This is a genomic window from Streptomyces sp. NPDC014623 (assembly GCF_043088245.1).
In the GTDB taxonomy this organism is placed as follows: domain Bacteria; phylum Actinomycetota; class Actinomycetes; order Streptomycetales; family Streptomycetaceae; genus Streptomyces.
On record NZ_JBIBZU010000024.1, the window covers coordinates 19399 to 32497 of the forward strand.

Sequence of the window (13099 nt, forward strand, 5' to 3'; positions counted from 1 at the left end):
GGCAGAACTTGCACGAATCGCCCCTATCGGTCAGGTGTGAGCGTTCGACGTATTCGGGGCGAGCGGCAGGCGGCGGTTGGTCTTCTCGGTGGCGCGGCTCATGCCGCCATCCCATCACGGCCCGTCCCGGCGCGGGGCGGCCTGGCGGGCCCGGACCCGGGGGAGGGTGCGGAGGGGGTTCCGAGACCTGGCGGGGGAAGGGCTTGCCCCCCGTGCGAGCTACGTCCGAAGTGGCTCTGCATGGTGACGACCGCGGCTCGTGGCGTCTGTAGCGTTTTCTCCGGCCGCTGTGCTCGAGGGGCGGTCGCTGTCGGACGTGCCGTTCCCCTGCCGACCGACAGGGTGCTCCGTATCGGCGGTTCCGGGATCGCCGCCGCGGCCGGGTGGCACCCGCGCGGCGGGGCCGGTGCCCTACGGCGGCGGACCTCGGCGCCGGCCGGATCGGCCAGCCGCCACGACACGGAGGGGGGCGACGCCCGGCCGGGCGTGCGGGAGGACGGCAGCGGAAGCAGTTCGTGGGGCGGCGGCTATGCCAATTCACCTTGAGGGAGCTCATGAGAACGAACGAAGTCCGGCATCGCAGACCCGGGACGGAACTCCGCCCGCGAAGATCCCGAACGCTCCGCGGCATGATCACGATGTTGGCGTGCGGCGTACTGATGGCGGCATTCATCAGCCAACCGCGGGAGGCGAGCGCCGCTCCGCAGGACATCACGAACCTCAGCATGGCCACCTGGAACATGCAGGGAGGTACCGACTCGATTACCAGCAAATGGTCGACAGGCGTCACCGCGCTGACGAACGGCAGACCGTCTTCTCCCATGCTCGCGCACAACATCGTGGCACTACAGGAGGCGGGTTCCCGCCCAGTGGGGCGGGGCAATTCCACCGTCGCCCAGTCCGGTAACTCACAGGTGACCGAGACCCTCTGGGAGCTCCCCTCATCAGACACATACCGCTACGTGTACTTCATGGAGACGGACCCGAACGGGCACCGCGTGAACCTTGCGATAGTGACCGACCGCGTTCCACGGGAGGTGCGGATCGTTCCGTCAGGTCTCCCCGACGGCCGGGCGACGTTCGGGGTGAGGTACGGCACGACCTGGGTGTTCACCCTGCACGCGCTGTCCCGCAGCCACGGCAGTGACGTGCCGGGGCTGCTGAGGAACATCGAAGCCGCGGTGGGCGGGGACAGCTGGGTCGCGCTCGGCGACTTCAACCGGGATCCGGTCAACCTGACACAGGCGATGCCGCGCGACAGCACCGGCAACCGCATCGGTGTCGTGGCCGGAACCGGCCTCGCCACGCACGTGAGCGGCCGTGAACTGGACTACATGGTCACCTCCGGCGACCTGTCCGGCATCCTCGCTCCGGCGCGCCTGGACAACCCCGGCGGCGCGGACCACACACCCGTGGGTTTCAGGTCGGCGATGGCCGCCGCGGCGACCGAGTACCAGATCACCGCGACCGACGTGCCACCCGGCGTGGGCGCCACGGTACAGATACCGAGCCCGGCGGCGGACTCGATCCTCGACGACAATCTGCACGGCGCGGAGAACTGGCGCTTCCACAACTACGACCCGGAGGACAACAGCGCGCAGATCGCCAACGTCGATCCGGACATCGGCTGCATGATCTTCGTGGAGAGCGGTGCCATGCGGACGGCACCGTGCGTCGCGGCGCGCGATCAGGTGCCACCGGAGCAGAAGATGACCATCGTCGACGCGGATGTTCCCGGCGCCGGGCGGGACGTCGAGATCAGGTCCTCCTTCAAGCCGGACAAGTGCTTGTACTCGGTCCACACCATGAAGCAGCCGGCCGACTACTCGGGCTACAGTGTCTGGCGCACCTGCGGCACCTCCTCGAAGCGGGCGGCGGCCGACGAGGGGGGAGGCAGCCGCTGGATCCTCGCCCCGGTCCACCGGGTGATGGTCGTCGGCGATTCCATCACGCAGGGCCGGGAGGGCGACTTCACCTGGCGCTACCGGCTGTGGCAGTGGCTGCGGAGCCAGAAGGTCGCCGTTGACTTCGTCGGGCCGTACTCCGGCACGTTCACCCCCGACCAGCCGGCCCCGCCCACACCCCCGCGGCTTCCGGAGGAGGCGCCGCCCAGTCAGGGCCTCCGCACGTCGGGCGGCTACGCCCCCGACGTCAGCGAACCCCAGAACCCCGGGTCCGGACCGCCGACCGACATCGCCTTCGACAGCGACCACTACGCACACTGGGGCCGCCAGGCCGCGCAGGTCAAGCAGGACATCCGGAAGCAGGTCGCGACCTACCGACCCGACCTGATCCTGCTCGCGATCGGTTTCAACGACATGGGCTGGTTCGTCAGCGACGAACACGGCACGTTGAGCGACGTCGGGCAGATCGTCGCGCAGGCCCGCGACGCCCATCCGAGTGTCGACTTCGCACTGGCGAACGTACCGCAGCGCACGAAGATCGGCGGCCGGGACGACCTCATCGCCAAGACCGACCACTACAACAGCCTCCTTCCGCAGTCCATAGCGACCTGGCAAGCGGACGACCCGATCTCCAACATCAATCTCGTCGACTGGGCGGCCCGATACTCCTGCTCTCCGACGAACTGCCCCTCCGGATATGACGGCCTGCACCCCAACGAACACGGGGAATACGAACTCGCCGCGGCCTTCGCACAGGTCCTGCACCAGGATTACGCCTTCGGCGCCAGGGACATGGACGTGCCCACCACCGTGCCCGCCCGACTCACTCCGGCTTTTCCCACGAACGTACGAGCGGTGTCCAACGCGCGCGGCGTCACGGTGACCTGGGACCCGGTGTACGGAGCCGTCGACTACGACGTACGTTCGCGGATCGCCGGTCAGACGACGTGGAGCCAGGGGAGGGCCTTCAGCAACCGGACCGACACCACCTGGACCGTCGACGGCATCGACTGGGAATACCAGGTGCGGGCCAACATGGGCTGCCGCTGGAACACGGACCCCCATGATCCACTCGGCTGCACCGAGACCACCTCGGGATGGTCCGCCACGGTCGGCGCCACCGCCCACCCCCAGACCGCACCGCCCCCGACCAACATCGCCAGCCGGCCCAGCGCCACCGGTATCGACGTCGCCTGGACCCCGCCGACGGGACCGTACACCGATACCATCGACCGCTACGAGATCGTCCTGTACGACAAGGACACTCCCGGCGCCTTCCTCACCAGCACCGGGGCGCGCGGCACGGTCGCGCACGTCGACGGCCTCAAACCCGGGCACCACTACCTCGTCGCGGTGGCGACCTGGAACGCGGCCGGCGGCGGCCTGCCCGGCCTGGCCCGCCCGGTCACCGTCGGCGCCGGCACCCCGCCCGCGCCGACGGACCTGCGGGTCACCTCCACCGACGCGACGACTGTCCAGTTGAACTGGAAGGGGTCGAACGCGGCCGCCGGCTACCGCGTGTGGGTCCGCAATATCAACGGCGACGACCACGACGGCGGTACCTCCAAGGCAGACGAGGACATCGTCGAGGGCACGAGCAAGGGGATCGGGTTCCTGTTCCCCGGCGTGTGGAACTACGAGTTCTGCGTGACCGCTGTCAACGGCGTCTACGAGTCCGGCAAGTCGAACTGCGTGGTGGCGCCCCGACCGGCGGGCAGCCGCGCGTCGGGCACCGTGCAGGCCGCCCCGCCGAGCGCGAGCGACCGGGCCCGGCAGGACATGCGGACGTTGCTAGACCTTCCGAAGCAGGTCAGCACATCCGGCGCGGCACCTGGTAGATGAACCGGCCGCGGCAGGCCCGGACCGCTCGCGACCGGGCGACGGGCCTGCCGTGGAACCCGGTGAAGACCTTTCCTCGTCTCGACAGACGCCGTGGCGGAACCGCTCAGCGCTCCCGAAAGCTTGAAGGTGTGGCCGTGGGCGTGCAGCCACGGCAGGAGCGAACACAGCGCCTCGACGGTCTGGGCGCGGTCGCCGCCGCCGTCGTGGAAGAGCAGGGTCGGGCCGTTGGGCAGCTCGTCCTTCACGGTGCGCAGGATGGCCCCGACACCCGGCGCCTCGAAGTCGATATTCCAGCCCAGGAGGCGGTGAAGCTGTAGCGGCCGAGCAGGTTCAAGTTCTTGTGCTTGAGCGGGGAGAGCCGGGCGATGTCCTCGTCCCGGATCTCGTGGCCCTCGGCGCGGAGCTGGGCAACGGCAGCGCCGATGTAGCGGGTCGTCCAGAGCACGATGGCGTTGAGGACCAGGCCGAGCGCGCCGAGTTGGTCCTCCATGCCGTCGCGGTACGCCTGGTGGATGGTGCCGCGCTTGCCGTGGCACACGTCGCGCGCCAGCTTGTGGCGGGACTCCTGCACGGTGAGCTGGCGGTTCATCTGCCGGCGGTAGGTGTCGTCGACCGGGTCGACCATCCGCATCAGGTGCTCCGTCTTGGCGATCCGCCCGTACTCAGCGAACGCCTGCCCCAACGGAGTCGGGTGACCCTCGCGGCCGAACATCCGCAGCAGGTCGTAGGCGCGGACCTGGTTGGTGACCAGGGAGCCCGCGATCCGAAGCATGTCCGGCCACCACGTCTCGATCTTCTTCAGGTTCACCCGGTTCCGGGCGAGGGGCTCCAGTACTCCGTACGCCCCCGTCTCCACGCCGGGCATCGCCGCCCGCCAGAACCGCTGGTCGTCCAGGTCTTTAATGAGTCGGTGCGTGATAGCGGGTGGGGTGTGCTGGTTCGTTTGAGGACCGTTGCTCAGGCTTGGGCGGTGCGGTCGGAGCCGGGGTCGGCGATGGCGCGGTAGGTGTCGGGCAGGCGGTCGCGGCGGTGGGTCCAGCGCGTCAGTTGCTTCCGGCGTTTGTGGCCGGCGAGGGCGTGTTGGACGGTGATGCGGTCGGATGAGTGGTCGTGGCGGTCGCGTTCCCACTGTTCGATTCTGCCGGGCAGTGCTCCCGGCCGGGGTTTTCTGGGCGGTGGGATCGCTTGCCCGCGGTGGTCGTGGCTCAGGCCGAGGTAGCCGTCGTCCAGGAGGACCTCGACGTCGGGGAAATGCTGGAAGCAGATGGCGATGCCTTCGTTACGGGCGGCGGTAGCGTCGTGCATACGTCCGGTCCGCAGGTCATCGGTCCATAACGTGCGGCCCTAGCCGGTCGGCGATCACGGTGGCCTTCATCGTGTTCTGTTTCTTCTTGCCGGAGACGAACGCGCGCCGGCCACCACGTCCGGCCGGTGGCCGGCGGACCTGGATCTCGGTGGCGTCCAGCCGCAGCTCGATGTTCTCGGCCTGGGCGTAGGCGGACACGTCGGTCAGTGTCCGAAGGCGCAGGCCGGGGCGGTCGGGGACCGCGCACCCCCGCTCGGCCAGGAGCGTGTGTACTTCTGCGATCGCGCGGGTGATGGTGGAGCGGTCGACGCCGAACAGCAGCCCCAGCACCGAGTGCGGCAGGTCGTGGCGCAGGTGGATCAGCGTGGCCACACCAACCGGTCGACGAACACCAGCTGGTGACGGGCACCAGCACCCGCGGCCCGCTTCCTGGCCCCGCCTCGCGCGGCATGGCGGCGGCCCTCGAGACCGGCTTGCCACGGCACCGCCAACTCCTCAACCGGACGCGCGAGATGACGCCGAGAGATTCCCGTGAACAGCCGATGCGCCAGCACCGACCGATTGGCCATGATCGCCACAACCGGATCATGCCACCTGCCAGGCACGACACCCCGCCCGCTATCACGCACCAACTCGTTAGGGAGTCGAGAGCAGCAGGCCTACTCTCCAGGTCTTGTACTGCGGTGCAGGTCAAGGCGTGTGATTGCGCTCATCTAGGGTGGCGGGAAGACAGGAAGGACCAAGCGGTGATGAGCGTGGTGCTGAGCTCGACCGATCTGACGCTGCGGCCGTGGGAGCCGGGTGACGCCGATGCGCTGGCGGCGCTGGCCGACGATGAGGAAGTACGTCGCTGGACGACGCACCGAGTGGCCGGGTCGCAGGACGCGGTGCACTGGATTGCGACGCAGAAGGCGGGCTGGGAGTCCGGGAAGCGCCTCAGTTTCGCCATCCTTTTGACGACTGGACGGGCCGTGGGGCACATCGTTCTCAAGCGGTCCGAGGGCGAGACGTGCGGCGAGCTCGGCTATTGGACGGGGGCTTCGTCACGGGGCCTCGGCGTCGCTTCCAGGGCCGTGGAGTTGTTGACGGCCTGGGCCTTCGACACCAGGACGGGAGCGGGCCTCAGCCGTCTGGAATTGGTTCACAATGCCGCCAACCCCGCCTCCTGCCGGGTCGCGCAAAAGACGGGCTACTCCCTGGAGAGCGTCCTGCCGCCTCGTGCACCGCGCGAGGCGGAGGGGCATCTCCACGCGCGCGAACGCGGGGCCGTTCCTCGGTCGTGACAGGCCGGTCGCCGAGATACCACCCGGACATGGTCCTGACGCGGCTTGTCTCTCACCGCACTCGCACTCGCAGTGCGTACGGCCGCCCTGTGCCATCTGTCCGCAGCCCGTGGTTGAGGTCAGGCGGCTGCTGCGTCCACGAACAGCCGTCACCTGCGCACGCGGAAGGCCCGGTCGCCCCGAGTACGGGAGAGGGTGACCGGCCCGGTGCGCATCGCCGACCGGCTCAGGGCAGTCGGTGGTCCGCGTTCAGCACGGTCCCGCGTTCGGGGCGGTAGAGGTCGAAGCCCCGTGTGTCGCACTGCAGGCCGCCGACGATGCAGTGGTCGACCAGGGCCTTGGGAATGTGCTCCTCCCACGCGTTGAAGAAGTCGTAGGGGAAGGAGTAGCCGCAGCTGCTGGCCAGGCGGACCTGGGACATGTCGCCGTTGACCGGCCACGCCATCTTGAACTCGATCATCGGCAGGGCGACGGGGCGGGTGGCCGGGCACAGGCGTTGTCACGTTGTTGGGTGCGTGACTGTCCGATGAAGCTTCCCCTTGATCGTGGACACCTGGAGACTGGGACTCGAGGTTCCAGAGGAAGTAGCACCGGGTGGGAAGCAAGTACATGAAGCGGTACACCGAGAAGTTCAGGCGGGACGCGATCGCACTCGTCGACTCCTCGGGCAAGTCGGTCACCGCCGTAGCCCGGGAACTTGGCGTCAGCTCCGAGTCCCTGCGCGGTTGGTACCGCCGGGCGAAGGCGGACCGAGGAGAGGGCGGCTCCGGCGAGCTCACCAGCGCCGAGCGCGAGGAGCTCAAGCGACTGCCCGTCCCGCCACCGTCGCCACACTTCACGCTTTTGCTCGTCCGACAGCCCCGGACGCCCGGTTCTCGCCACCCAGCAACACCTCCAGCAGCAGTTCTACCTGGGATGTTGCACCGACCCATTGACCTCACCACGGCCTTCTTCGTGAAGGAGAACGACCGGTGAGCGAGCTGTACCGGTTGATCCACGCGGAGAAGGCCACGTACCCGATCGTCCCGCTGTGCCGGGGGCCGAAGGCGGCCCGCTCCTCCTGCTATGCCTGGTGGGAGGGTGAGGCCGCCCGTCGTGCCGGGCAGGCCGCCCACGACGTGCTCGCGCACGAGATCACCGTGCTGCACATCGCTTCCCGGCGCACCTACGGTCTCCCGCGCATCCACGCCGAACTGCGCCGCCCGGGCCGGCGGGTGAACCGCAAGCGTGTCGCCCGCGTGATGCGTGAGCGCGACATCCGCGGCGTCATCCGGTGCAGGCGACGTTCGCTGACCCGGCCGGATGCGAAGGCGAAGCCGGCCCCGGACCTGATCGGCCGCGATTTCCACGCCGAGCGCCTCGGGGCCAAGCTGGTCGGCGGCATCACCTGCCTGCCCACCGCCGGGGGCTGGCTCTACCTCGCCTGCGGGCTGGACCTGGCCACCCGCGAGGTCGCCGGCTATGCCATGGCCGATCATCACCGCGCCGAGCTCGTCGTCGATGCTCTGGACATGGCTCACGGCCGGGGCGGACTCGAGCCCGGCTGCGTGGTTCACAGCGATCGCGGCAGTGCACACACGTCAGCCCAGTGCCGGGAAAGAATACGGAAGTCGGGGTTGCGGCAGAGCTGTGGACGCACCGGATCACGCCTTCTGGAAACTGATCCTGTTCTGACGGGGAACGGTCACCTGCAACGGGGGCATTAGCGCAGGTCAGCGGATAGTGTCGGTTGACCGCCAGTCAGATCCCCACGGTTCCTCGCGAACCGTGGGGATCTGTCGTTTCCGGCGTGCCCGGTGTGCCGGGCGTCCGCCTACAGCAGCGGCTTGGTGCAGGCCGTGGTGGTGCCGTCGCTGATGCAGGCCCGTACCGACTGCCCGGTCGTCGCCTTCATCACCTTCTCGGCCGCGACCTTCGTGTACGTCCCGCCGGGCACCCTGTCCTCCAGCCACACCGTCGTACCCGTGGCCGTCGTGTGCGCCCAGGCGTAGTAGTCGGAGACCGACCAGGACGGACGCGAGCCGCTGAGCGTGACCTGCTGTCCGCCGGGGAGCCGGGCCGTGGACCAGTCCGTGGCGACCGATGCCCACTTCGTGACCGTCGAGGGCGTGACGCCCTCGCAGATCTCGCCGGGAGCGCAGGGGCCCATCGCGCCTTCCTTGTCGTTCGTGAAGAGGTTGTCGTCCTGGCGGGTGGCGAACGCCCACGTCTTTCCGTCCACGACCAGTCCCGCGATCTCCTTGCTGGACAGCGGGTCGAGGGCGGTCATCTTCGTCCGGCCCGTCGCCGTGAGCCGGGTGCCCGGTATCGGTACCGGACGCTGGACGCGGGAGTCGACGCCGGAGTCGCTGTGGGTCATCAGGGTGGCGAAGACGCCCGGGCGGCCGGTGGGAAGCTCGGCCTCGCCCCAGTAGTACATGTGGTGGGGGTCCCAGGCGGGACGGCCCTGCCAGACCTTCAGCCGGCCGCCCTGGTAGACGCTCGCGTCCTCGACCAGGCGCGGTTCGTAGTTCGGCATCCACTCCGTGACGGTCGACGAGTCGATGCCCGTGCAAGGAAGCGTGGCGCACGGTGCCTGGGTCGGGGCGGTCGTCGTGGCATCCGGGTCCTGAGTGCACGCGGTGCCGCTGCTGTCGCTCACGCAGGCCCGAAGCTGGGGCAGCCACGAGTACGCGTGGGTCGAGCCGGAGGTGGTGCGCGAGGCGCCTTCCGGCGTGAACTCGGTGTAGACCTCACCCCAGCGGCCGGCGCCCTGCCACGCCTCCAGCCAGAACCTTCCGCCGGAGCCGGTCAGCTGGCCCTCGGCCCAGCCGAGATAGCTTCCCTGCTTCAGACGCCCGTCGACCATCTGGACGGAGGCTCCGGAGGGAAGCGCCACACGCTCGTACTCGGAGCGGTACACAGACGACCAGTCCGATGCGGGGATCGTGGTCGGATCCGCGTCGGAACACCAGCCCGCGCAGGGGCCGTTGGGCACCACAGTGGACACGGTGTCGTTGACGCACCCTGTCTGCCTGCCGTCCGTGACGCACGCGGCGTTGGCGTAAGCGACCCCGTACCGGGTCGTATTGAACAGGAACATGCCGGTGGTGCCGGTCGTGTCGCGGTACGAGCGGGGGTGCTCCATCGTCGACCTGGTGTTGATGCCGTCGCCGAGGTTCTCCTCGGTCCGCAGCCAGCCGCGTCCCTGTGTCGTTCCGGTGAGGGTCACCTCGGCCCAGGAGTAGACCGTCGCGGACGTGTCCCAGGCGGGCTTACCCGTGTACATCCTCAGCCGAGAACCGGAGGCGAGGACGACCTCCTTGAGCAGCTTCGGCGCACCGCCCGTATGCCATGCCGTGACGCTCCCGGGCTCGGAGCCCTCACACGGCAGGAGCGGACACGGCGCCGGCTGCGCGGCCGCCGCCTTCGTCGAAGCCGGGGCTCCGGCGGCCGTCGCCGTCGGAGCCGTCATCAGTGCGGAAGCGGTGACCGCCACAGCGACGGGCACGCTCCAGGCCCATAACCGACTCCACTGCCCTCTGCTCGTCATGCCCCGTACATCCCCGTTTAACATGCTGCCTCCTCCGCTGAACACCTCAGTCGGGCCCTGACGCAGTGATGCAATGCGCCACAGCTCTTCCGCCCGTCTCCGCGGGGTCTTCGCGGTGGGGCGGATGGCTCGTTATCCGCCATCCGCGGACGGGAGCGCGGGGGGCAGACATGCGTGAAACGCCCGCCACAGCGGGGGCTGACCCGGGACGACCAGGAGGTGCTTCACGTCTGCCCGTCCCGTGGCAGCGGTACGGGCGCGCCGGGTACGGGCGCGGCAGGCGGCGGGGTCGCCGGCTCGTCCTGCGCCACCAGGTCCGCGCCGCCCCACACGAAGCGCGCCGTGGTCACCGCGTCGTCCCCCGGGCCACCGCCTCCGGTGGTCAGCTGGTGCACGGCGATGCCGTCGAGCTCCCGGTACGTGCACCACTCATGGTCCGAGGGGAGCATGAGGTCGAGGTCGAGCGAACACAACAACTCGAAGACCTGGCCCCGGTTGGTGGAGTCGACCCCGACGAAAACCTCGTCCAGCAGGATCAGCCGGGGCGCTCTCGGTACCGCCTGGTAGTGCGCGGCGAACAGGGACAGGTGCGATGGCCTTTTCCCCGCCCGACAGCGCACCGTGCAGCTTCTTCGTGAGCAACTGCCAGCCCGGTGGTGGCGTCGGCGCCCAGGGTGATGTGCCCCCCGGTCTTCGCCAGCCGCGTCTGCTCCCGCTCACTGGTGAGCGCCCTGCCCCTGAAGTGCTTGAGCAGGAACGGCCCGACGTCGTGGACACGGATCTCACCGGCGGCCTGCTGGTCGATCAGCAGGCGGCTGATCAAGCGGCAGGCCGTCGTGGTGCCGATGCCGAACCCGGCCGCAAGCTGGGCATAGGCGTGTCCCATCCGCAGATGGGCGAGGGTGAGCAGGGACTGACGGCCGGCGCTCAGGCGCCGCCCCCGGGGGCCGATCGCGCGGCGGTGGCGCCGCAGTTGCTGCGTGAGGAAGCGAAGGGCGGAACTGGACACGTCGACGCCCGACGGGTAAACAAGCACGTGAAGCCTCTGGTGGAGACGGTTCTCTTGGTCGAAAACCCATCTACCAGTGGCTTCACCACGTTGCCAGCCCAGCCGCCGAGCTTGCAATCACGTGAGGGAGGGCTCGATGAGCAAGAAAGAAGCAGCCAGCATGTCCCCGTCCCGCGCCGGCGTTGTGGTGACGCTGATCGGCATCGCCCTCATCTTGGTCGGAGCAGCGATGTACGTTCTTCCCGGCCCCGGCCTCCCCTTCCTGCTTCTGGGCCTCGCCGTTGCCGTAGCAGGAGCAGCCCTCTGGTTCACGGACCGCAAGGCCTCGAGCTGAACCCCTGGCGGCCATTGAACCCCTGCCAACCTGATTGCAGAGCTTGGCGGCTGGGCTGATACATGACCTGCCGGGCGGACAAGGGTGACCGGAGTGCCGGTGACGCGGTCTGCACCCCGTACCGGGGGCGACGGGAGATCACCTTCACCGATCAGCAGGCGGTGAACCGGTCCCACACCAAGATCCGCGCCCTCGCCGAACAGGTTGTGACCACCCTCAAGTCCTGGCGGCTCCTCCGCAAGCTGCGGTGCTCGACCACCCGGATCACCAGCCTCGTCCAAGCCGTCCTCACCCTTCATCTGACCAGCTCAGGGTGAGGATGGAAAGGCTCACTGACACGAAGACGGCACATCGCAGGTCCAGGCCCAGCCTTCCTCAACGCAAGGCCGTATGGGCGACATATCGAACACGGGGGCGATAACCCGAAAGATTATATCTTGACTTTTCAATATCAACTTGATAAATTCACATTTCGCTCTGCTCTTTCACGCAAAGACCAGGATGGGAATGGCCGTGCATTCACGATCCCTCGCTCTTGGATTCGCCTCCGCCGCCTTCGTGGGCGCCATGCTCTCCGCGCCCGGAGCCTCAGCCGCCGGCAACGGGGCGTCCGACGAAGCCTGGCCCCCCGGCAACTGCCCGCAGGGCAAGGTCTGCGTCTGGGCCCACTGGGCCTTCCCTGAGCCCGCGCCCGTGGAGACCCCATCAGTGGCCGTCGCCGAGGAGTGGTCCGGGGACGCCCCCGCGCTCACCTACTACAACCACACGCCCCGCAACGCAGACCTGAAGTACTACTACATTTGGCCGGACGGGTCGAAGTCGACGTCCACGCTGTGCGTCCCCAGTAACTCCGGAAACATCTTCTACGTACCCGTGAATGTCACCGCAGTGACGTGGCACAATGGTTCCTGCTGACTCTCAGGGGGTATTTAATGTAGACGAAAAGTCACTTATGACCTAATAGGTTCCTCGCCAGGTCGGGGCGATATCATACGTTACACTGCGATGTGCCGCCGCCTTGCTGAAATTGAGTTCATTTGAATTCAATGCCCCCTCTGTTCTCGACAGGGTGCAGGGGGACCACTCGGACGGCGAGAAAAAGGACCACTGTTTCGGCAACGAGATGGGGACCAGCCGGCCTGATCGGATGTGACATTGAACCGTTCCGGGTTCGGTGAAGACTCGATTCCATGTAGGGATTGAGCCATGGCACGCCCCTCCTCTTATCCCGTTGAGCTGCGCAAAAGAACGGTCCGTATGGTCGCTGAGGTCCGCGGTGACTACCCGAACCAATCGGCCGCGCTGAAGGCGGTCGCACAGAGGCTGGGCATCGGTTCGGCTGAGACGTTGCGGAACTGGGTGAAGCAGGACGAGGTCGACTCCGGTCGGCTGCCGGGCACGACCACCGAGGAGTCCACCCAGCTCAGGGCGTTGAAGAAGGAGAACACCGAGCTGAAGCGGGCGAACGGCATCGTGAAGGCCGCGGCGGCACCCTCAAGTGATCAACGCATCACCGCTGTTCAGGAGGTCAGCGTGGACCTCTGCTGGAGTGCGGTACCCATGGGTCTTGCGTGGACGATGGTTGAGCTCGTGGACGATGGCGTCCAGGTCGGCCTGGCTGAACGTGCGGGGGCCCGCGCCCTTGGGAAAGTACTGCCGAGGCAGTCGGTCGGTGTTCTCGTTGGTGCCGCGCTGCCACGGGCTGCGCGGCTTGCAGAGGTATACCGGAATCCCGGTCTCGGCGGTGATGGCCTGGTGCTCGGCCATCTCCCGGCCCCGGTCCCAGGTGAGAGTCCGCCGTAGCTGCGGCGGGATGCCGAGGAAGCTGCGGGTGAGGTGCGGAGTGACCCGCTCGGACCGGATCTTGCTACGACAATGCCGCAGCTGAG

9 protein-coding genes and 7 pseudogenes are annotated in these 13099 nt (G+C 68.2%); 8 read left to right on the plus strand and 8 right to left on the minus strand.

The annotated features are described in order from the left end of the window. The first annotated feature begins 629 nt into the window (after positions 1 to 629). The gene (locus ACF1FZ_RS29810) at positions 630 to 3746 is read left to right on the plus strand and encodes a fibronectin type III domain-containing protein (RefSeq protein ID WP_391776509.1); all 3117 of its coding nucleotides are present in this window, start codon (positions 630 to 632) and stop codon (positions 3744 to 3746) included. Between the two features lie 122 nt (positions 3747 to 3868). On the opposite strand, the pseudogene ACF1FZ_RS29815 reads toward ACF1FZ_RS29810, so the two are convergent. The 3 pseudogenes from ACF1FZ_RS29815 to ACF1FZ_RS29825 form a co-directional block, all read right to left on the minus strand. Continuing rightward, positions 3869 to 4051, minus strand: a pseudogene (locus tag ACF1FZ_RS29815) (polysaccharide deacetylase family protein); the annotation flags it as partial. Then, positions 4048 to 4650, minus strand: a pseudogene (locus ACF1FZ_RS29820) (Tn3 family transposase); the annotation flags it as partial. The pseudogenes ACF1FZ_RS29820 and ACF1FZ_RS29815, both read right to left, overlap by 4 nt. 53 nt (positions 4651 to 4703) lie before the next feature. Continuing rightward, positions 4704 to 5621 (minus strand): annotated as a pseudogene (locus tag ACF1FZ_RS29825) (transposase family protein). Between the two features lie 180 nt (positions 5622 to 5801). On the opposite strand from ACF1FZ_RS29825, the gene ACF1FZ_RS29830 reads away from it, so the two are divergent. Next, a complete protein-coding gene (locus tag ACF1FZ_RS29830; protein ID WP_391776510.1) occupies positions 5802 to 6335 on the plus strand; it encodes a GNAT family N-acetyltransferase in 534 nt (177 codons plus the stop codon). A 226-nt stretch (positions 6336 to 6561) separates the two neighbouring features. Here ACF1FZ_RS29830 and ACF1FZ_RS29835 read toward each other — a convergent pair. Then, a pseudogene (locus tag ACF1FZ_RS29835) lies at positions 6562 to 6828 on the minus strand (hypothetical protein); the annotation flags it as partial. Between the two features lie 101 nt (positions 6829 to 6929). On the opposite strand from ACF1FZ_RS29835, the gene ACF1FZ_RS29840 reads away from it, so the two are divergent. Both ACF1FZ_RS29840 and ACF1FZ_RS29845 read left to right on the plus strand, forming a co-directional pair. Beyond that, positions 6930 to 7310 (plus strand): transposase, encoded by a 381-nt coding sequence (locus ACF1FZ_RS29840; RefSeq protein WP_391776511.1) that lies wholly within the window; start codon positions 6930 to 6932, stop codon positions 7308 to 7310. Then, positions 7307 to 8041 (plus strand): IS3 family transposase, encoded by a 735-nt coding sequence (locus ACF1FZ_RS29845; RefSeq protein WP_391776512.1) that lies wholly within the window; start codon positions 7307 to 7309, stop codon positions 8039 to 8041. Before ACF1FZ_RS29840 ends, ACF1FZ_RS29845 begins: the two co-directional genes overlap by 4 nt. Before the next feature lie 107 nt (positions 8042 to 8148). Here ACF1FZ_RS29845 and ACF1FZ_RS29850 read toward each other — a convergent pair whose 3' ends face one another. The 3 genes and pseudogenes from ACF1FZ_RS29850 to ACF1FZ_RS29860 form a co-directional block, all read right to left on the minus strand. Next, complete coding sequence (locus ACF1FZ_RS29850) at positions 8149 to 9825, minus strand: hypothetical protein (RefSeq protein ID WP_391776513.1); 1677 nt, start codon at positions 9823 to 9825, stop codon at positions 8149 to 8151. A gap of 266 nt (positions 9826 to 10091) precedes the next feature. Further along, positions 10092 to 10487: a hypothetical protein gene (locus ACF1FZ_RS29855; RefSeq protein ID WP_391776579.1), complete on the minus strand. Its 396-nt coding sequence runs from the start codon at positions 10485 to 10487 to the stop codon at positions 10092 to 10094. 194 nt (positions 10488 to 10681) lie between these two features. Further along, positions 10682 to 10903, minus strand: a pseudogene (locus ACF1FZ_RS29860) (transposase family protein); the annotation flags it as partial. A gap of 109 nt (positions 10904 to 11012) precedes the next feature. On the opposite strand from ACF1FZ_RS29860, the gene ACF1FZ_RS29865 reads away from it, so the two are divergent. From ACF1FZ_RS29865 to ACF1FZ_RS29880, 4 genes and pseudogenes are all read left to right on the plus strand, one after another. Continuing rightward, the gene (locus ACF1FZ_RS29865; RefSeq protein WP_250291662.1) at positions 11013 to 11210 is read left to right on the plus strand and encodes a hypothetical protein; all 198 of its coding nucleotides are present in this window, start codon (positions 11013 to 11015) and stop codon (positions 11208 to 11210) included. 62 nt (positions 11211 to 11272) lie between these two features. Beyond that, positions 11273 to 11527 (plus strand): annotated as a pseudogene (locus tag ACF1FZ_RS29870) (transposase family protein); the annotation flags it as partial. A 196-nt stretch (positions 11528 to 11723) separates the two neighbouring features. Further along, complete coding sequence (locus tag ACF1FZ_RS29875; RefSeq protein ID WP_391776514.1) at positions 11724 to 12125, plus strand: hypothetical protein; 402 nt, start codon at positions 11724 to 11726, stop codon at positions 12123 to 12125. Between the two features lie 342 nt (positions 12126 to 12467). After that, a pseudogene (locus ACF1FZ_RS29880) lies at positions 12468 to 12617 on the plus strand (IS3 family transposase); the annotation flags it as partial. 87 nt (positions 12618 to 12704) lie between these two features. Here the strand turns inward: ACF1FZ_RS29880 and ACF1FZ_RS29885 are convergent. Next, positions 12705 to 13094, minus strand: a complete 390-nt coding sequence (locus tag ACF1FZ_RS29885; protein WP_391776576.1) for an IS30 family transposase — start codon at positions 13092 to 13094, stop codon at positions 12705 to 12707. Positions 13095 to 13099 lie beyond the last annotated feature (5 nt).

Bases quoted from the DNA above. Each gene is read 5' to 3' on its own strand.
- ACF1FZ_RS29810 (WP_391776509.1), top strand. From the start codon at position 630: ATGATCACGATGTTGGCGTGCGGCGTACTGATGGCGGCATTCATCAGC.
- ACF1FZ_RS29830 (WP_391776510.1), top strand. From the start codon at position 5,802: ATGAGCGTGGTGCTGAGCTCGACCGATCTGACGCTGCGGCCGTGGGAG.
- ACF1FZ_RS29865 (WP_250291662.1), top strand. From the start codon at position 11,013: ATGAGCAAGAAAGAAGCAGCCAGCATGTCCCCGTCCCGCGCCGGCGTT.